Source organism: Acidihalobacter yilgarnensis, assembly GCF_001753245.1.
In the GTDB taxonomy this organism is placed as follows: domain Bacteria; phylum Pseudomonadota; class Gammaproteobacteria; order DSM-5130; family Acidihalobacteraceae; genus Acidihalobacter; species Acidihalobacter yilgarnensis.
On record NZ_CP017415.1, the window covers coordinates 1,759,040 to 1,778,528 of the forward strand.

Here is a 19,489-nt window from a genome sequence, read left to right on the forward strand (position 1 = left end):
GATGTCTGACGTCGATTTCCACATCGCAGTTTTCACTAAACTCCCGGTGCCGGGCCAGGTGAAAACCCGCCTGGTTCCCACTGTAGGTTACGAGGGCGCGGCTCGAATCCAGAGCCGTCTAATCGTGGGTACACTTGCGTGTGCTAACCAGGCGACCGGAGGAAACATTTCCCTGTGGGTGGCGGGTGAGGTCGATCATCCCTTCATGCTTGCATGTAGTCGTCGTTTTGATGCGCCGGTTTATGGTCAGTGCGGGGCTGATCTAGGCGCACGTATGCGCGCTGCGATGCAGGAGTTGCTAAGAGAGCATCGCCGCGTACTGCTCATTGGTACCGACTGCCCGGCAATGACGCTAGGGGTATTACGAAACGCCGCAATTGTGCTCGACGGTGAGCAGCCGATTGTATTCATCCCCGCACAGGATGGTGGTTATGTCTTGGTCGGCGTCCTGGCCCAATCGGTTCACGACCGCGCCGCACTGCTCGATGCGCTGTTCCTTGGAATAATTTGGAGTACGGAGACAGTGATGCATCGGACGCGCGAACGACTGGCAGAACGCAGGATCGGCTGGGCGGAACTCCCTGCTCTTTGGGATCTGGATCGGCCAGCAGACCTCGCGCGCGCGCAGGAATTGCGATTGATACCCCTGCGATTAGGGGCTGGTCCGGCATGAAACACCTGGTTCTGCTTGGTGGTGGGCATGCGCATTTGTCAGTGTTGCGACACTTTGCCCGCAGGCCACAGACAGCTTGCCACTTGACCTTGGTGTCACCCGATCCGCAACCTGTCTACTCAGGCATGGTGCCGGGTTGGATGGCGGGGCACTATATGCTCGACGATTGCCGTCTCCCCTTGGAATGTCTGGCCGCCGCCGCACAGGCGGTATACCGACAGACTTGGGCTGCGGCGCTTACCACCGAGGGACGTCAGATAAAGCTTGCCGATGGAGGTGAACTTACTTATGACCTTCTCTCGATCGACATCGGTTCGGTGTCCAGCATTGCCGAAATCGAGGGTGCGTCAGGGTTTGGAGTGCCCGTGCGGCCGCTGGAACAATTCGTGCTGCGCTGGCGAACGTTCCTGAAAAATGCAGCGGATGTACGCGACATCGTCATCGTCGGTGGCGGGGGGCTGGGGTGGAGCTCGCGTGCGCTGCACGCACAGCCTTGGACGCTGCGGGATGCTTCGGATGCGTAATACGGCTGTTGACCGGAAACGCCGAACCCTTTGTCGACGGGCCTAGCGGGTTTCGCAAGCGGGTCGGGCGTGCCTTGCGCGAGCACTGCATTCTCTCTCTCCCAGATCGAGCAGCGGTGATTTTCCGCGACCATGTGCTGTGTGTCAGCGGGATGGACTACCCGACCGATTTTACTGTACTTGCGACGGGTTCCGCCGCGCCGGATCTGCTACGAGGCAGCGGATTGAGATTGGATGCTCGCGGCTATGCTCACATTCGCCAGACCCTGCAGACGCAAGGGCATCCTGAGGTGTTTGCAGCAGGAGACTGCGCCACCTTGGTCGATCATCCATTGCCGCGCTCAGGCGTTTACGCGGCACACCAGGGTCCCGTGCTCGCGCACAACCTCGTGGCGGCGCTCGCCAGTCGGCCGTTTCGTCACTATACCCCACAGCGACGAGCGCTATATCTCCTCAGGACAAGTAAGCACAATGCCATTGCGAGCTGGGGAAGGTTCTCTTGGAGTGGTCGGTGGATGTGGCACTGGAAAGACGAGATTGATCGCCGGTTCATTAGGCGTATGCACGGCTAGGTATCCGCAGCATGCTCACAGCGAACTGACTCACGATACGGTCTACAAGCCCAAGACCACTGCTATACCTTCGGTTAAACGCACTGTTGCCAAAAAGCATGGCACTATTGATTCGGCCCTTAAACAGTATCAAGCAGCGTACTTGACGCGAAGATCGCGAAAGTAGGCCTTCACGCGCTCGGGTTCGCTGCCGATCACGGCCATATGTTCTTCGGTGGCGGCGCGAAGTTTGGACTTGGTGCGTGCGGGTACTTTGCGGCGAATGACGTGTTTGAGATCGGCATTGAGACGTTCCTCGGGATTGAGTTCGGGGCTATAACTGGGCAGATAAAACACCTCCATTTGGTCGGCGTGTTCGATCAACCACTGCTTCACCGGCTTGTGATGTACGCCCAGATTGTCCAGGATCAGAAACACCTTGCGCCCGGTATCCGCGAACAGTGCCTCGAAAAATTCGATCAGCTTCTTGTGATTGAAGTTGCCGTCGATAATCATCCAGCGTGCCTTGCCCTGGTTGGTTACGCTGGCCAGCATGGAGAGTTTCTGGCGCGTGCCACCGACTGCCATCGCCACCGGTGTCTTGCCTTTGGGGGCGTAACTGCGACCCCGCACATCAGTGTTCACTAACGCGGTCTCATCGCCCCAGTGAATCTCCGCTCCCTCGGTTTTGGCGCGCTCGGCGATGGCCGGATAGGTTTCATCCAGCCATGCGCGCACCGCCTCGAGGGACTGTTCGTAGGCGCGCTTGATCGGCTTCTGCGGGGTGAAGCCCCAGCGCGCCAGATACTTCCCGACCGAGCGCAGATGCAACGTTACTTGGCATTCGCGCTCGATCAGTTCACGCACCGCGGCGCGACTCCACAAAGCAAACTCCATCTTCAGTTGCTCCGGACGTTTGTCGCAGATCGTCTGGCGAATCATGGCTTCTTGCTCGGCAGTCAGTGCGCGTTTGTCGCCAGCACGGCGACCCCGTTTGCCGGGTGCCAGCGCCGCCATGCCACCGGCGTTGTAGCGGTCGATGATCTTGCACGCCGCGGAATAACTCACTCCCACGTCGCGCGCAATCTGCCGCTTGTTGAGCTTGCGCTTGTACGCCCGAACGGAATCACTTGGCGTCGGCGCTCGTGTTGTTCGGCCGGACTGAGTCGGCGTGCGTCTTCTGGGATCATGAATATACTGAACACATCGCCGAGTAATAGTTCCGACTATTCATGGGCCTTATCTATAGGGGAAAGATTCGAAGCCTAGGCTAATGACGTTGCAATAGGTGAACTCAGTTGCCATAGGCTTCCAGCACTCTCAAAGCTGTGAATCGTTTGGTCAGTCGTCAGCTTCACAGCAAAGATCGGCTTTTAAGTATGAGAGGGATGGTGTCCGCTTGGGGCGTGATGAGCCATAGTCGTAACTACTCACCCCCCTGCGAATAAATAAATAGCAAAAAAGACTTGACAGGATATTCGAGGGTGTCGGATTCAATTCCTCGGTCAGGTATCAAACATAGGCAGTACGCGCGTACTGCCGCCTTGTGCGCGCGCTGTGTACTCACCGAGTTTTTTTGCCTTGAGTTGCTCGGCGTTCTCGCCGCCAGCAGCCTTACAGAGAGGGCGAAAATCAGGGGTTATCATGACGGTATGAATCCCGCCCTAACCACTCCCCCTGATGGCCGCACTCGATAAATCCTCGGTACGCGAGGAAGTCGGTCACCTAAAAGCGCAGTTCGAAGCACTCAGCGCCCAAGGTAAACTTTCTGGCGAATCCAAGGTATAGTGGACCCTGATTTTCAGACAATAAATTAAGGTGGTAACCTGCTGCAATTGAGGAGCAGGTAATGAGTGAGTCGAAGCGCAAGACTTTTACGGATGAGTTCAAGGCCAAGGTCGCACTTGAAGCGATCCGAGGCGTCAAGACGGTGAACCAAATTGCCCAGGAATTTGGCGTTCACCCGACGCAAGTCGGTGCTTGGAAGAAGTTGCTGCAAGAAGAGGCATCGAGTTTATTTGATGCCAAGCGTGGCCCAAAACCTGCCGACCCGTCAGCCAGTCCGGAGCGCCTGTATTCTGAGATCGGGCGATTGAAGATGGAGCTGGACTGGCTGAAAAAAAAGTCCGGGATCAGCCAGTAGAAACTCGCAAGCAATGGGTCGGTGCCATCGAACCACTGGCACTGACCCGCCAATGCGAACTGGCGGGCGTCAACCGCTCAACGGTCTATGCGCCACAAAAGGCTGTAAGACCGGACGAGCAGGAATTGAAGTTGCTGGGACTGATTGACGCTGAATACACGCGGCATCCGTTTTACGGCAGCCGCAAGATCAAGCGTTACCTGCGTGGCTTGGGGTACAAGATCAACCGCAAGCGGGTGCAGCGACTGATGGGCATACTGGGCCTTGCCGGCATGGCGCCGGGGCCGAATACCAGCCGTCCGCACCCGCAGCACAATGTTTATCCGTATTTGCTAAGGGGCGTGAATGTGATCCGTCCCAATCAGGTATGGAGTACGGATATTACGTACATCCGCCTGCCCCGTGGGTTTGTGTACCTGGTGGCGGTGATCGACTGGTACTCGCGTAAAGTGTTGTCATGGCGGTTATCGAATACGCTGGATAGCGGATTCTGTGTGGACTGCCTGGAGCAAGCATTGCAGGCCTATGGCACGCCGGAGATATTCAACACCGACCAGGGCTGTCAGTTCACCAGCGAAGCGTTTACGGGTGTGCTGTTGAAAGAAGGGATCACGATCAGCATGGACGGACGCGGTCGGGCATTGGATAACATCTTTGTGGAACGGCTCTGGCGCAGCGTCAAACACGAAGACGTGTATTTGAAAGGCTACGCCACAATGCCCGACTTGCTGATCGGATTGACGGAATACTTCGTGCTTTACAACACGGAAAGACCGCACCCCTATATTTTACTGTTAGCGGCCATGGAACGGTTAACTTATGAAGTCTATAGTAGCGGTAATTGATTGGTACGGACCATATACCATTGAAGCTGCTCGGTCCGCCTCGAAGTTCGACTATGACGACGGGCTCTACATGGTTATGGGAAAAACCAAGGGCCAAAAGTTGAAGAAGCTTCAATATATTGGCATCGCATCTGATTTGCATGTGCGGCTGAATGGAAAGCACCATGCCATACCGAAAGTTTCACGAGAATCAGAATTTTGGCTCGGAGAGGTTGCCTCACCGCGGACCCCGGCTAAGAAGATGAAAGTAACTGATAGATTGCTAGACCTTGCGGAATGGGCTCACGTTTACTTACTGGAGCTTCCACTTAATACGAAAAAGCGATCATCACCCCCGGACCGAGAAATTATTGTCTACAACCGTTGGTGGAAGAAGAACTACGAAACACCTTACAAAAAGCGTCCGCACAAGGATTGGCCAGACTTCCTTGAATATGCTGGGCCGGATTACGGGTCAAAGATGGTCTGGTTCGGTTCACGGCAAGTTGCGCATGAACCCGAGTGAGGCTTACTAACAAGTCAATGAGTCCGACCAAAAAAATGACTAGGCCCTTTTTTGGTGGGTTATTTCCGGTGTTGGGTCGATGAATGGCAAGAACGAGAAAGGGAGAACAATGCCAGAGAAAATATACAGAACGGCAGACGTCTTTGGGATCCATCGGGATCTGCCATTAAATTACACGACCAGACAGAGTGCCGACGATCTGTTGCTAGACAGCCTCACCAGAGACAAGCACCTCGTCATCTATGGCAGCTCGAAACAGGGTAAAACCTCGTTGAGGAAGCACTGTCTGCGTGACGACGATTACATAACCGTGCACTGCTCCAATAAGTGGGATATTGCAGCTCTACACGCTGCAGTGCTCAAGAAGGCGGGTTATGAGGTCACACAGGGGACGAGCAAAACGGTCACCGGCCGACAGAAGATATTTGCCAAGTTAACCGCCTCATTTCTAGCAGGTAAGGCAGAAGGCGGGGCGGAGGCCGAGCGTACCAAGCAAGACCGTGTGGACACGGCGCCGTTGGAACTCGACCCGGAGGATGTCAACGACATTATCCAGGCTTTATGCAGCATTGGCTTTACGAAATTCATCGTGCTCGAAGATTTTCACTATCTATCAACTGAGACACAGAAGGATTTCTCAGTCGCCTTGAAGGCATTCCACGAGAATTCCAAGCTATGCTTTATTGTAATCGGCGTCTGGCTGGAAGAAAACCGCCTGACTGTATACAACGGTGATTTGACTGGCCGCGTCACGCCCATTAATGCAGACAAGTGGACTCCAGAAGAACTAGATGCAGTCGTTAAATCCGGTGAGGCACTGCTGCATGTTTCATTTGCTCCAGATTTCAGGGATCACGTGATCGCTAACTCGTTTGACAGTGTCTACATTCTTCAGGAGGCGTGCTATAGGTGTTGCGTGGCCGAAGACGTCAATCAGACGCAAAATCAACACAAAGAAATCGGTAGCACACAGCGCAGTGACGAGATTATCCGGACCGTTGTAAACCAGCAGACTGGCCGCTTCAATTCATTCCTGACACAGTTTTCTGACGGTTTTCAGGACACACAGTTGCAAATGTATCGGTGGCTTCTGTATCCCGTGCTGCTGGCGTCTCGCGAGGAACTAGAAGTGGGCCTCCGCCTAAACGCGATCAGGAGGTCCATGCAGACCAAACATCCGCAAGGCAGCTCGCTAAACCCGGGTAATATCACGCAGGCGCTGCAATCTGCAGCGGCATTACAAGTAAAGAAGGACATTAAGCCCATCATTTTGGACTACGATCAGACAAACCTGCGACTTAATGTTGTCGACAAGGCCTTCTTGATCTGGCTTGAGACGCAAGAACGCAAGGACCTCCTTGAGTTGGTTGATCTTCCGACAGACTGTTGATCCGGCCTGATTTATCCGCGATTCATGCTGCCTATTTTGCGCTGCATATTGGAAGAGCTTTTTCACTCGTTCGGACGATTTTCCCACCGACTGCAGGTGCTCAGTTGCAACAGCTTTCAACTTGGCCGTGGTGCGCAAATCACGGATAAATAAGGCCGGATCAATAGTTGCTCTAGCAAGCGGCTGCACAACGAACGCGCTGCCGCGCACCGGTGAGCCGGGGCATTGAACGACCGCTGTTGGGCTGCAGAGCCGACGGCTTGTTAGCAGTACGCTACTGGCTGGCCTGGGTCGAACTGAGACGAAATTGGGAGACTGTTAATTGCAGCCGCTCAGCCATTCTCAGGCAGCGGCCGTTATATTTTGTTACATGGCGGATCTTCTGATGGAAGCAGCCAGTGACCGCAAGGAAGATGTTTTGAAGCTATTCGTAAAGCGCGATTGACAGATCAATGTTCTTTGTGGATATTAGCCAATTAAACTGATACGCCAGAGTGGTACACTAGTCGAGTTAAGCGTTCTTGTAACTTATTGATTATATGGGTATTGTATCTGGATATCCGGATTCCCTCCCTCTCCGCCATTTCACCTTCGCATTACCAGGCTCCAAGGCGTCTGGAAACCGTGTGTACTGGATCAGGCGGTTGGCGATCATAGCAGTTCAGGGCGCCTAGTCCAGCCCGGCAGGCAGCCGGCAATCGTCGCGTGCGGCAAATATCAATAAACGAGCTCCAGAACCAGTAGCCCGAGTGGTGGTAGTTGTAAACTGATCGACTGATCGCGTCCCATCCATGGTGTCTGTTCGGTATGGACAACAGGTGGGTTGCCAAGGTTGGTGCCACCGTAATACGCCGAGTCAGAATTTAGTCGTTCGCGGTAGGTGCCCTGTTGTGGCGTGCCAATGCGATATTGCTGACGTGGAATCGGCGTAAAATTACACACGATGAGTAGATGTCCCCCCGCATCATCGTGGCGTATAAAGCTGATCACCGATTGGGCGGCGTCATGGCAGTCGATCCACTCGAATCCTTGCCATTCGAAGTCTTGCCGATATAACGCGGGGTACTCGCGGTATAGATGGTTGAGATCTCTGATAAGCGTATGAATCCCTTGATGGGGTGCATATTGCGTGACGTACCAGTCCAGTTGGGAGTCGAAATCCCACTCTGAACCTTGCCCGAATTCACAACCCATGAATAATAATTTTTTGCCTGGGTAGGTGAACATGAAGGCATATAGCAGGCGAAGATTAGCGAAGCGTTGCCATTCGTCTCCCGGCATTCGATAGAGTAGTGAGCGTTTGCCGTGGACCACTTCATCATGAGAGAAGGGGAGGATGAAGTTTTCCGTGAATGCGTACAATAAACCGAATGTCAGTTGATCATGGTGATAATGGCGATGCACTGGATCTTTACTGAAATACTCCAGGATGTCGTGCATCCATCCCATGTTCCATTTCATGGCAAAACCAAGGCCGCCGAGATCTGGCGGCCGGGTGACTTGCGGCCATGCGGTCGATTCCTCGGCGGTGATCAACACGCCAGGGTGATTGCCTTGCACCGTGGTATTGAGTTCGCGCAAAAATCCGAGCGCATCTAAATTTTCATTGCCGCCGAATTTATTAGGTAGCCAGTCTCCTGGGTCTCGGGAATAATCGAGATACAACATGGAAGCCACGGCGTCGACACGTAAACCATCAATATGGAATTCCTCAACCCAAAACATCGCACTTGAGATCAGGAAATTGCGCACCTCATTGCGACCATAATTGAATATGTAGGTGCCCCAGTCACGATGCTCGCCCAATCTTGGATCGGCATGCTCATATAAGGGCGTGCCATCGAAGCGTGCTAAGGCATGCTCATCGCGAGGGAAATGCCCTGGAACCCAGTCAAGCAGGACGCCTATGCCGGCCTGATGCAGGCAATCAACCAGATATCGGAAATCATCGGGATTGCCAAATCGGCTGGTGGGAGCGAAATATCCAGTGGTCTGATATCCCCATGAGGCATCCAGTGGATGCTCGGTGATGGGTAGCAGTTCCACATGCGTGAAACCTAATTCCAACACATAGGCCGTTAACTGCTCAGCTAGCGTGCGATAATCCAGGAAAAGACCCTGTTCATCCCGCCGCCATGATCCCAGGTGAACCTCGAAAATCGACATCGGTGCGTGTAGCCATTCGCGGGATTTTCGCGTGGCGAGCCATGTCTCGTCGCCCCAAGCATACTCACTGTCTGCGACGACGATACATGCGGTTTCGGGCCTCACCTCAAACTGGCGGGCATAAGGATCTATCTTGGTGACTACTCGTCCGCTCTGAAGATTTCTTAGCTCAAACTTGTAGAGACATCCTGGAGCTAGGTCGGGGATGAACAGTTCCCAGAGCCCGCTGCTGCCACGCACTCGCATGGGATGACAGCGGCCGTCCCAATGATTGAAGTCGCCGATCACACTGACACGTTCTGCGTTTGGCGCCCACACAGCGAAACGTATGCCGGTGACACCATCCGTCATCCAGGGATGTGCACCCAGAATGCGATAGGCATGCCAGTGTTTGCCGGTGTTGATCAGCTGCAGGTCGAATTCGCTTAGCTGTACAGGGAAGGCGTAAGGATCGTGCCGCGTAAAGGCTTCCCCGGAGGCTTCTTTCCAGTGCAATAGCGGATGAGCGGGCAGGTCGGCGGGCTTGCCGTACCACTCGAAAAGACCCGGCGCCTGATTTACCGGTGAGAGAGGGAGTCTGTTTTCTCCGATCCAGGCGGCAGTTGCATGCGGTAGGAAGACCCTGATTGAGAGGCCATCTGCCGTCTCATGGCGTCCGAGGCAGGTGAATGGATCATGATGGCTGGCCCGCAGGACGCGGGTGATATCTTCGGAAAGTACGTTTGTCATACCAGCTTAATCCTTGCCATGTCTCGATTGACGTGCGAGATTGTAATCAGGTGTCGACTTCCAGTACGCTTTTGATGCAAGTGAGTCTAGCACGATGCTTCCCGAGGTCGATTCGGGGCCGCGACCGATGTTTATGCTCCCATCCCATGAGTGATAGGAACCGGCAACATGAAAGTGCAGTCGCAACGCTTCGTCAGCCGCCTGACCCGCGACACCCTGGCGCTGGTGCTAGCGGGTGGTCGGGGGGCTCGCCTGAAGGATCTGACGTGCTGGCGTGCCAAGCCCGCAGTTCCCTTTGGCGGAAAATTCCGCATTATTGATTTTCCCTTAGCCAATTGCATTAATTCAGGTATTCGCCGTATCGCGGTTTTGACGCAATATAAGGCGCATTCCCTGATTCAGCATGTGCAGAAAAGATGGGGGTTTCTGCGCGGTGAATTCAACGAATTTGTCGAGATATGGCCAGCTCAACAACGCGTTGATACATCATGGTATGCCGGTACAGCCGATGCGGTTTATCAGAACCTGGACATCATCCGCGAGCACGACCCAGAGTACATTCTGATACTCGCCGGCGACCATATCTACAAAATGGATTATGGCGAGATGATTGCCTACCATGTCGATACCAATGCAGACATGACTGTTGCCTGTCTTGAGGTCGGACTCGATACGGCTAAGGCATTCGGCGTGATGGCCTGCGATCAAGCTGGGCAGGTCTACGACTTCCAGGAAAAACCTGAGAATCCACCGCCGATGCCAGGCGCCTCAGACCGCGCGCTGGCATCCATGGGTGTCTATGTTTTTAATGCATCATTTTTGTATGAGCAACTCGTGCGTGATGCGGATATGTCCAAATCGAAGCATGATTTCGGTCAGGATATCATTCCGCACATTGTGGGCAGGTATCGAGTCATGGCCTTCCCATATAGAGATACTCAGACAGACACTCAGGCCTATTGGCGAGATGTCGGCACCGTGGATGCCTACTGGGCTGCGAATCTTGAGCTGATCGGCATCACGCCGGAGCTCAATTTATACGACCAGGACTGGCCTATCTGGACCTACCAGGAACAACTCCCTCCGGCGAAATTCGTATTCGATGACGATGACCGACGAGGCATGGCTGTAGATTCCATGGTGTCAGGCGGCTGCATCATATCCGGCGCATTGGTCCGGCATTCACTCCTGTTTTCGAATGTCGCGGTGGATTCCTATGCCTTGATCGAGGATTCCGTCATTCTGCCCGATGTGCACGTCGGCAAAAATTGCCGTATTAAGCGCGCCGTCGTAGACAAGGGATGCCACGTGCCAGACGGCATGGTGATCGGCGAAAACATCGAACAAGATGCCCGCCGCTTCCATGTTTCGCCTGGCGGCGTGGTCTTAGTTACCTCCGATATGCTGGGAGCACCTCGTCGCCGTGCCCGATAAAATAAAACCTATTCAACTGGTGCTGTGCTGGCATATGCACCAACCAGAGTACCGTGATCGAAAAACTGGGCAATTTCAGCTGCCGTGGACCTATTTGCATGCGATCAAGGATTACGCTGATATGGTTGCGCATCTTGAGGTGGAATCGGATGCGCGTGCCGTTATTAATTTTGCACCGATTCTTCTCGAACAACTTGAGGACTATGCGATTCAGATCGAAGCTTGGTTGGGATCGGGGCAGGCGTTACGCGATCCCCTCCTGGCCGGGTTGGGCGCTGAGTCGATGCCTGCTGCTCCTGAGCAGCGGATGTGGCTGGCGCAGTCCTGCCTCAAAGCCAATCGCACACGCATGATTGAGCCTTGGCCCATCTACAAGGGGCTTGTCGATATGGTGACCTGGATGCAGCACCAGGAGCACACCATCGATTATGTATCCGATCAATTCCTCGCGGATCTGTTGGTTTGGTATCACCTAGCCTGGATGGGAGAGACCATCCGGCGCAGCGATGCGCGCATCAAACACCTGATCGCCAAGGGCACGCATTTCACTTTGTCTGATCGGAGAAACCTGATAGAGGTGATCGGGGAAAATCTTACGCGCCTGCTTGATCGTTACCAAATACTTGCCAAGCAGGGGCGTATTGAGTTGTCGATTACCCCCTATGGGCATCCGATCATGCCACTGATGATCGATCTGAACTGTGCGCGGGAGGCATGGCCAGAGGTCATTTTGCCAGACACCTTATCCCAGTACCCTGGAGGTGAGGCTCGTGTCAGATGGCATATCGAACATGGGAAAGCGGTGTTTGAACGGATATTCGGTATGTCTGTCGGGGGGTGTTGGCCATCCGAAGGGAGTATCAGCGGCCCAACTCTGGATTTGCTTGGCGATATGGGGTTCAAGTGGGCGGCCAGTGGTGAAACGGTCCTGGCAAACAGCCTGAAAATTTCGGGGAAAAAACTCAAAGACTCCAAGAGCTGGCTTTATCGCTCCTATCGACACGGAAATAGCGGTATCCAGTGCTTCTTCCGCGACGATAAGCTTTCAGACGCGATCGGGTTCACGTATTCGACATGGCATGGCGATGACGCTGCTGCCAACTTCGTACATGAACTCGAAACGTTGGCAGACGATCCATCCGGAGCGGGAGAAATGCCGAGAATCGTGTCTGTTGTGTTGGATGGTGAAAATGCGTGGGAATATTATCCTGCGAACGGATATTATTTTTTATCGAAATTGTATCAGCTGCTTGCAGAACACCCGAAAATCCAGATGACTACATTCACGGATGCATTGCAGCTCCGCGGCCAGATCGAGCTAGTACCTGGGGTTGTTGGACGGAAGCCCACGACAATGACTTCGGAAGCCGCAACTGGCAATCTTAAAACCATCATTTCAGGCAGCTGGGTATATGGGACATTTTCCACTTGGATCGGTGATCACGACAAAAATCAGGGTTGGCTCATGCTTGTCGAGGCAAAGCAAGCCTATGATCGTGCCGTCGCCGAAAATTCCCTAGCACCAGATGCGCTGGAACGCGCCACTGAACAACTGGCCATCTGTGAAGGCTCCGATTGGTGTTGGTGGTTCGGTGACTATAATCCATCGGGTTCCGTGAGCGACTTCGAACGTCTGTACCGGCTGCATCTAAGCAACCTCTATCAGCTCCTGGGCGTGGCGTCACCTGAATATCTGGCACACTCCTTTACTTATGGTGGCGGCGACCCGGCGACGGGTGGCACCATGCGAAAAGGTCAAGATTCACCATGACAGGACAGCGCGACCAGGGGTGTGAGCGGGTCTCACCCGTATTGGGCGCGCGCAGTGCAGGGGTTCTCCTTCATCCGACGTCCTTGCCGGGCGAGGGTGATACAGGCGATTTTGGAGCGGAAGCTTATCACTTCGTGGACCTCCTGAGTGCCGCTGGTATCGGCGTATGGCAGGTCTTACCACTCAATGAAGTCCATGACGATGGCTCGCCGTATCAATGCCAGTCCGCGCATGCCGGGGACAGTCGTCTTATTAATTTTCAACAAGTAAGCGCTGAATACGGCATTGCACCTTCCGTAGAAGACCGTATTGCATTGCTTGATAGTGCGATCGCTCAACTCGCACGTTTACCGGCGGAACACGGTGAACGCTACAGAGCCTTTAGATCACGCCATGCGTACTGGCTTGAAGACTTCGCCTTGTATCGAGCGATCAGGCGAACGCATGACGAACAACCCTGGTGGGCCTGGCCGGTTCCTTTGCGGGATCGGGATCCCACTGCGCTGGAGGAGGTACGCGTATCGCTGCACGATGCGATCGAACGATGCTGCTTCACGCAGTTCCTGTTCTTTGAACAGTGGCGACGCCTGCGTGCCTATGCGAATGATCGCGGCATACGATTGTTCGGGGATATGCCGATATTCGTTGCCCACGACAGCGCGGATGTTTGGGTACATCGTCACCTATTCGATCTGGACAATGCGGGCCATGCATTATCCAGATCCGGCGTCCCACCAGATTATTTTTCGGCGACTGGCCAACTATGGGGTAATCCCTTGTACCGCTGGGACCGCATGGCGGAGACAGATTTTAGCTGGTGGAAAGAACGTCTGGAGGCACAACTTGAGTTGTATGATTTTCTGCGAGTAGATCATTTTCGTGGTTTCCAGGCTTGTTGGTCGATACCCATGGGTGAGGAAACCGCCATGAATGGCCAGTGGGTAGAGGTGCCTGGGCGAGCGCTGTTCGAAAGCCTGCTTGAGCATTTCGGTCAATTGCCGATTGTTGCAGAAGACCTTGGCGTCATTACCGAACCCGTTGTCGCATTAAGGGATGATTTCGAGCTTCCAGGTATGCGCATCCTGCAGTTTGCGTTTGACAGCGATGCCCTGAACCCTTATTTGCCCCATAATCATGCCCGTAACTGCGTGGTGTATACGGGCACACATGACAATGACACCACACTGGGATGGTTTGAGAAGTGTCCAGAGGAAGTTCAGGCGCATGTCCTGGCATATCTTGGAGAACCCAGTGAAGGCATGCCAGCAGCACTTGTGCGTTGTGCCTTCGCCTCGGTGGCCCAGCTTACCGTCGTGCCGATGCAGGATCTGCTGATGCTGGACACGACGCATCGTATGAATACCCCAGGCACCTGTTCCCCTGACAATTGGCGTTGGCGTTTCACATGGTCGATGTGTCCCGATACGCTGGCATCAAAGGTACGGGCATGGTGTGACATGTACGGACGCTTGGCGCACTGATCTCCCGCCCCAAGGCCCATGACTGGCCGCTCATCGGCTATGCCTGATAGACTGCTTGCCTTCGCCGGCGTGTCGCAGCCGACGGCACACGGCACGTACGCCCCGTCATCAAGACTTGGCACGCACGGCGCGCCAGTCCTCGAATTCCGGATAATACATGCGCAACAATCAAGACCTACACGACCGTGATCTGGCGGTGCTTTGGCATCCTTGTACGCAAATGAAGGATCACGAAACCCTGCCGTTAGTACCTATACGCCGGGGTGAGGGCGTCTGGCTGGAGGACTTCGAGGGACGACGTTACATTGATGCAGTGAGTTCATGGTGGGTCAATCTCTTCGGTCATGCCAATCCGCGCATCAACGCGGCGGTGAAGGCGCAGCTCGATACACTCGAACATGTCATTCTGGCCGGATTTTCACATGAACCGGCCGTGCGCCTTGCCGAGCGGTTGGTTGAAATAACGCCACCAGGGCTCAGTCGCTGCTTTTACGCCGACAACGGTTCGGCTGCCGTCGAAGTAGCACTCAAGATGAGTTTCCACTATTGGCGGAATCTTGGCCGGACAGATAAAACCCGTTTTATCTGTCTATCCAACAGCTACCATGGCGAGACATTGGGGGCGCTTTCGGTGGGGGATGTTTCACTTTATAAGGAAACCTATGCCCCCTTGTTGATGGAATCCATTGTCGTCTCCGGGGCGGATTGCTATGAGCGCGAAGCAGGGGAGAGCTGTGCCGACGTTGCACATCGTCAATTCGCGCACATGGAGGCCGCCCTCGCGCGTCATGCACATGAAACCTGTGCGGTGATCGTCGAGCCCCTGGTTCAGTGTGCCGGCAATATGCGCATGTACGACCCGGAATATCTGAGATTATTGCGCGAAGCCTGTGATCGGCATGGCGTTCATCTGATCGCAGATGAGATCGCAGTGGGTTTCGGGCGAACCGGGACGCTCTTCGCCTGTGAACAAGCCGATATCACCCCTGATTTTATGTGCTTGTCCAAGGGGCTCACGGGTGGCTATCTGCCGCTGGCCGCCGTGATGACACACGATACAATTTATCAAGCGTTTTATGATGATTACGAACGCATGAATGCATTCCTACACTCGCACTCCTATACAGGCAACCCGCTTGCCTGCAGCGCGGCCTTGGCAACACTGGATATCTTTGAATCTGACGACATATTGGCGCGCAACCGCGTATTGGCGACTCATATGGGCGCTGCCGTGGCTCATTTGCAGGATCACCCTCATGTTGCGGAGATCCGCCAGACGGGCATGGTGCTCGCCATCGAGATGGTGGCAGACAAGCCAACTCGCAAAGCCTATCCGTGGCAAGAACGGCGCGGATTGCGCGTGTACCGGCATGCGTTAACCCGCGGTGCGTTGTTACGGCCGCTCGGTAATGTGGTGTATTTCATGCCGCCCTATGTGATCACCCCGGAACAGATCGATTTGCTCGCGACGATTGCAACCGAAGGGATCGCCTTAGCAACGCAGGATTAGCGCGAGGAAATGAGATATGCGGGATATCGGTGTGTTATTCGTTTGTATGGGCAATATTTGCCGGTCTCCGGCTGCACAGGGGGTGTTCGAACATCAGTTGGCTGATGCAGGGCTTACACCGCATGTGCACGTGGATTCCGCGGGTACGCATGCCTACCATGTAGGCGAACCGCCCGATGCGCGCATGCAGGCCGCAGCACGACGCCGGGGATATGATCTTGCGGGACAACGTGCACGACGCATACGGGCAGATGATTTCGAGCGTTTCGATTACGTGCTGGTGATGGATCAGGCCAATCTGGAGATATTGCGAGCGCAAAATCTTAATCCACAATCCATGTCATCGATAAGGCTGTTGATGAGCTTCGCGCCGGATCTGGGCGTGATTGAGGTGCCGGATCCGTATTATGGCGGGCAAGGAGGTTTCGAGCGGGTATTGGATCTAGTGGAGGATGCCGGTAATGGGCTTGTCGAGCACATACGGCGCCAACGCGGATAGGGCTTCTTGATCTAACGTGCAATGAGCGTTGAGCGCGAAGCTTCGCCGCCCCCTTGGCGGAGGGCGGCGAACCACGGCCTGAATGCGCTCAGCCCTCTGCGGTCTTGCCTGGACCTGCAGGGCGTTCTTCGGTTGTTGAACCTGGCGCCTTTTCTACGGGCGCATCGGACACCCGCGTGTGTGGTTCAGCTGCGGTCGCGGTCGCTGGCGGCGTAGGCGCTGCCACCGGCGTGGGAGGGGGCGGACTCTGTACGGCTGCTGAAGCAGAGGGATTCACCGTCGCTGGGGTGCCCTGATCGGACACTTGCACCGTCGTCTTAGGGGATGGAGCATCGACGGGACCTGAGGTTACGGAAATGTCTCCAGTATCCCGACGTATCGTCGTTTCTCCCGACGGCTGACGGGCAGGCTTCTGGACGGCGGGTGTCGACGAAGACGCATCATCATGGTTTGCAAGCGGCCTCATGTTTTCTACTTCGGCGCGTTGTTCCGTATCGCGGGGGCTCTGCGATGATTTCGCCACGGCCTGTGCGTCAGGCTGAGCGTCACCAACGGAATGAGCGCCGTTGTCTTGCCCGCCCTCACTGCTGGCGATGGCTTCGCCGTCGACCGCGCGCTTCTGGCCACCACGCCGTCTCCGGTTCCGACTGCGGCTACTCGGGGCAGTCTCATCCCGCGCCCCAGTATTATCATCGCGTTCGCGCACCGTTGCTTCGTTGTTGGCGTTTTCTACCGGGTGATTGGTATTCGCCTCGCCTTCCGCGGGAGCTTCGGTGGTTTCCGAATTATTATTTTCGCCGGCTTCAGCGCGCTCACCGGGTTCGCGGTTGCGTCCACGTCGCCGGTTCGAACGTCGGCGGCTGGAGCGCGACCGTGGTGCCTGCGTCTCTTCTTGCGTGGCGGTTGATTCAGGTCCTGGTTGCTGGGTCTGGGTGTCAACTTCGACGGCGAGGGGGGCTTATTACTCTCTACGAGCTTTTCAGCGCGCTCGCCACCACGGGTTTGGGCTGCCGACCGTCGTCCATCTTGACGGGCGTCGCCACGGCGACCTTCTTCCGACTTTGCAGTACGGTCGCGCGACGGCTTGTCGCGCTTGCGCGCGTTATCGTCTGTACGGGTGGAGGAGGATTGTTGCGAAGGAACGATACGCGCCTGCGGCCTGGGCCGAGGGGTGGATTCTGCAGGTTGTTGCGCACTGCCTGCCTGTTCCGGCATGGGGGCAAACAGGCTATGCCAGATACGCGTAATCAAACCTGGTTTGACACCTATTTCGGGTACGCTCGCATCGACCGGTGTGGACGGGCTGGGTTCTACGGGCGGGGGGCGATCATGGAAACCGCCGGCGCTTGTTGGGTGACGCTGGGACCATTTGACTTGCTTGTCTGAACGGTGGGTTCTGGTGCCGTCTCTATCAGCTTGTAGCTGAGTTGTTCACTAGCATCCTCTTCCTTTGGTTTGCCGTCGTCTCGCACTCGCTCGAGTTCGAAATGAGGTGTTTCCAAGGTGGGGGTGGGGACTACAACGATCTGTACACGGTGGCGCTGCTCGATATCCGTCAAAGTGCTGCGCTTTTCGTTAAGCAGGAAGGTGCCTACCTCCACTGGTACCTTGGTAACAATCTGGGTGGTCTTGTCCTTGATCGCCTCTTCTTCTATCAGACGGATCACCGCAAGCGCGAGGGATTCGACATCCCTAATCGTGCCATGACCGCTGCAGCGCGGGCAGACGATATGGCTGGATTCGCCCAAAGAAGGACGTAGGCGCTGGCGTGACATCTCCAGCAACCCGAAGCGGGAGATGCGACCGATTTGGACGCGTGCACGATCTAACTTGAGCGCATCACGCAGGCGGTTTTCGACCTCGCGTTGATGCTTGCTTGGCGCCATGTCGATGAAATCGATGACCACAAGACCGCCGAGATCCCGCAGGCGGAGTTGACGTGCAACTTCGTCGGCAGCTTCGAGATTGGTATTCAGTGCAGTTTCTTCGATATCGCAGCCCTTGGTCGACCTTGCCGAGTTGACGTCAATAGAGACCAGTGCCTCGGTATGATCGACGACGATGGCACCACCGGAGGGAAGACGTACCTCGCGGTCGAAGGCGCTTTCGATCTGATTCTCGACCTGATAGCGGTTGAACAATGGAACTCGGTCTTCGTAGAGCTTGATCTTGCGTGCGCTCTGCGGCATGACCTGGTGGACGAAATCCAGGGCCTGCTCATAGACCTTGGCATCGTCGATGATGACTTCCGAGATGTCATTGCGAAAATGATCGCGCAGAGCGCGGATGATAACGTTGCTTTCCTGATAGATCAGGCAGGGAGGTTTGCGTTCGGTCGAGGCCGTGCGAATGGCTTCCCACAGCACCATCAGGTAATCAAGATCCCACTGCAGCTCCTCCGCCGTTCGGCCGACACCGGCGGTACGCGCGATCAGGCCCATTCCCTCGGGCACTTCAAGCTGGCTCATGGCGTCACGCAATTCACTGCGGTCGTCGCCCTCGATACGCCTCGAAACGCCACCTGCCCGCGGGTTGTTGGGCATCAGCACGAGGTAGCGGCCAGCCAGGCTAATGAAGGTAGTCAACGCGGCACCCTTAGTGCCCCGCTCCTCTTTTTCAACCTGTACGAGCAGCGTTTGCCCCTCGCGGAGCGCCTCCTTGATCGTTGGTCGCGCAGAGGCGTCCCGTACCTCTTCGGCGTAATACTCGCGCCCGACTTCCTTAAAGGACAGAAAGCCGTGCCGGTCGCTGCCAAAATTGACGAAGGCGGCTTCTAGGCTGGGCTCAACCCGGGTGATGACGCCCGTGTAGACGTTGGATTTCTTCTGTTCGCGTGAAGGAACTTCGATGTCTAGGTCGTACAGCCGTTGGCCGTCGACCATGGCCACGCGTAGCTCTTCGGGCTGCGTGGCGTTGATCAGAATGCGTTTCATGGATTGACGTGTCTCTATAGGAGAGCCCAGCCGCCGTTGTCTGGGGGCGACCGGGTAACCGATCGTGCGCGCTGAATAGGCTTCCGAAATACAGGATCAGCCAGTCGCGGATCAACCGTTGTGTCTGGGTCGGCCAGTAGCGGCGACGCGGGGCTCTAGGTTTTGTTATGCCGTTTGTGTGCCTTGCATGGTGCGGATGATCTAGCCTGCCGACGCACGACGATACGGGAAGCGATACCGGTTCGCCGTATATATGAGTCGTGCAAAGGCCATCCATGAACAAGGTCAAACGGTACCTTACGTGTTTGGGGTCACACCCGCTTTGGGTGCGCCCC

At 55.3% G+C, this 19,489-nt stretch carries 12 protein-coding genes and 2 pseudogenes; 11 read left to right on the forward strand and 3 right to left on the reverse strand.

Features of this window, described 5'->3' with window-relative positions; all coding sequences use genetic code 11:
* The first annotated feature begins 1 nt into the window (after position 1).
* Genes BI364_RS08375 through BI364_RS17385 form a run of 3 tightly spaced genes read left to right on the forward strand, consistent with a single transcriptional unit; the run spans position 2 to position 1,769 of the window.
* A complete protein-coding gene (locus BI364_RS08375; protein WP_070078355.1) occupies positions 2-673 on the forward strand; it encodes a TIGR04282 family arsenosugar biosynthesis glycosyltransferase in 672 nt (223 codons plus the stop codon).
* Positions 670-1,197, forward strand: a complete 528-nt coding sequence (locus tag BI364_RS18310; protein ID WP_070078356.1) for an NAD(P)/FAD-dependent oxidoreductase — start codon at positions 670-672, stop codon at positions 1,195-1,197. Before BI364_RS08375 ends, BI364_RS18310 begins: the two co-directional genes overlap by 4 nt.
* Entirely contained in the window at positions 1,137-1,769 is a 633-nt protein-coding gene (locus BI364_RS17385; RefSeq protein WP_407639339.1) for an FAD-dependent oxidoreductase, read from the forward strand. Before BI364_RS18310 ends, BI364_RS17385 begins: the two co-directional genes overlap by 61 nt.
* A 129-nt stretch (positions 1,770-1,898) precedes the next feature.
* On the opposite strand, the pseudogene BI364_RS08385 reads toward BI364_RS17385, so the two are convergent.
* Positions 1,899-2,938: pseudogene (locus tag BI364_RS08385) on the reverse strand (IS630 family transposase).
* A 659-nt stretch (positions 2,939-3,597) separates the two neighbouring features.
* On the opposite strand from BI364_RS08385, the gene BI364_RS08395 reads away from it, so the two are divergent.
* From BI364_RS08395 to BI364_RS08405, 3 genes are all read left to right on the forward strand, one after another.
* Positions 3,598-4,736 (forward strand): IS3 family transposase gene (locus tag BI364_RS08395; RefSeq protein ID WP_407639340.1). Its coding sequence is split into 2 segments (ribosomal slippage): positions 3,598-3,874 and positions 3,874-4,736, totalling 1,140 coding nucleotides; the frame shifts between segments, so codons are not numbered across the junction.
* Positions 4,711-5,241 carry a hypothetical protein gene (locus tag BI364_RS08400; protein ID WP_070078358.1) on the forward strand — a complete coding sequence of 177 codons (531 nt, stop codon included), beginning with the start codon at positions 4,711-4,713 and terminating at the stop codon, positions 5,239-5,241. Before BI364_RS08395 ends, BI364_RS08400 begins: the two co-directional genes overlap by 26 nt.
* A gap of 79 nt (positions 5,242-5,320) precedes the next feature.
* Positions 5,321-6,631: a hypothetical protein gene (locus BI364_RS08405; RefSeq protein ID WP_233279603.1), complete on the forward strand. Its 1,311-nt coding sequence runs from the start codon at positions 5,321-5,323 to the stop codon at positions 6,629-6,631.
* Positions 6,632-7,348: 717 nt separating this feature from the next.
* On the opposite strand, the gene glgB is transcribed toward BI364_RS08405, so the two are convergent.
* Positions 7,349-9,526 carry a 1,4-alpha-glucan branching protein GlgB gene (gene glgB / locus BI364_RS08410; RefSeq protein ID WP_070078360.1) on the reverse strand — a complete coding sequence of 726 codons (2,178 nt, stop codon included), beginning with the start codon at positions 9,524-9,526 and terminating at the stop codon, positions 7,349-7,351.
* 168 nt (positions 9,527-9,694) lie between these two features.
* Here glgB and glgC point away from each other — a divergent pair, with 168 nt between their 5' ends.
* The 5 genes from glgC (at position 9,695) to BI364_RS08435 (ending at position 16,221) form a co-directional block, all read left to right on the forward strand.
* Entirely contained in the window at positions 9,695-10,960 is a 1,266-nt protein-coding gene (gene glgC / locus BI364_RS08415; protein ID WP_070078361.1) for a glucose-1-phosphate adenylyltransferase, read from the forward strand.
* Complete coding sequence (locus tag BI364_RS08420) at positions 10,950-12,731, forward strand: glycoside hydrolase family 57 protein (protein ID WP_070078362.1); 1,782 nt, start codon at positions 10,950-10,952, stop codon at positions 12,729-12,731. The genes glgC and BI364_RS08420 overlap by 11 nt, the downstream gene beginning before the upstream one ends.
* The gene (malQ, locus tag BI364_RS08425; RefSeq protein WP_070078363.1) at positions 12,728-14,212 is read left to right on the forward strand and encodes a 4-alpha-glucanotransferase; all 1,485 of its coding nucleotides are present in this window, start codon (positions 12,728-12,730) and stop codon (positions 14,210-14,212) included. The genes BI364_RS08420 and malQ overlap by 4 nt, the downstream gene beginning before the upstream one ends.
* A gap of 157 nt (positions 14,213-14,369) precedes the next feature.
* A complete protein-coding gene (locus BI364_RS08430) occupies positions 14,370-15,722 on the forward strand; it encodes an adenosylmethionine--8-amino-7-oxononanoate transaminase (protein ID WP_070078364.1) in 1,353 nt (450 codons plus the stop codon).
* A gap of 16 nt (positions 15,723-15,738) precedes the next feature.
* A complete protein-coding gene (locus BI364_RS08435; protein ID WP_070078365.1) occupies positions 15,739-16,221 on the forward strand; it encodes a low molecular weight protein-tyrosine-phosphatase in 483 nt (160 codons plus the stop codon).
* A 1,185-nt stretch (positions 16,222-17,406) separates the two neighbouring features.
* Here BI364_RS08435 and BI364_RS08445 read toward each other — a convergent pair.
* Positions 17,407-19,154, reverse strand: a pseudogene (locus BI364_RS08445) (Rne/Rng family ribonuclease); the annotation flags it as partial.
* Between the last annotated feature and the right edge of the window lie 335 nt (positions 19,155-19,489).

Bases quoted from the DNA above. Each gene is read 5' to 3' on its own strand.
- BI364_RS18310 (WP_070078356.1), top strand. From the start codon at position 670: ATGAAACACCTGGTTCTGCTTGGTGGTGGGCATGCGCATTTGTCAGTG.
- BI364_RS08405 (WP_233279603.1), top strand. From the start codon at position 5,321: ATGAATGGCAAGAACGAGAAAGGGAGAACAATGCCAGAGAAAATATAC.
- BI364_RS08430 (WP_070078364.1), top strand. From the start codon at position 14,370: ATGCGCAACAATCAAGACCTACACGACCGTGATCTGGCGGTGCTTTGG.
- malQ (WP_070078363.1), top strand. From the start codon at position 12,728: ATGACAGGACAGCGCGACCAGGGGTGTGAGCGGGTCTCACCCGTATTG.
- BI364_RS08400 (WP_070078358.1), top strand. From the start codon at position 4,711: ATGAAGTCTATAGTAGCGGTAATTGATTGGTACGGACCATATACCATT.
- BI364_RS08435 (WP_070078365.1), top strand. From the start codon at position 15,739: ATGCGGGATATCGGTGTGTTATTCGTTTGTATGGGCAATATTTGCCGG.
- glgC (WP_070078361.1), top strand. From the start codon at position 9,695: ATGAAAGTGCAGTCGCAACGCTTCGTCAGCCGCCTGACCCGCGACACC.
- glgB (WP_070078360.1), bottom strand. From the start codon at position 9,526: ATGACAAACGTACTTTCCGAAGATATCACCCGCGTCCTGCGGGCCAGC.
- BI364_RS08375 (WP_070078355.1), top strand. From the start codon at position 2: ATGTCTGACGTCGATTTCCACATCGCAGTTTTCACTAAACTCCCGGTG.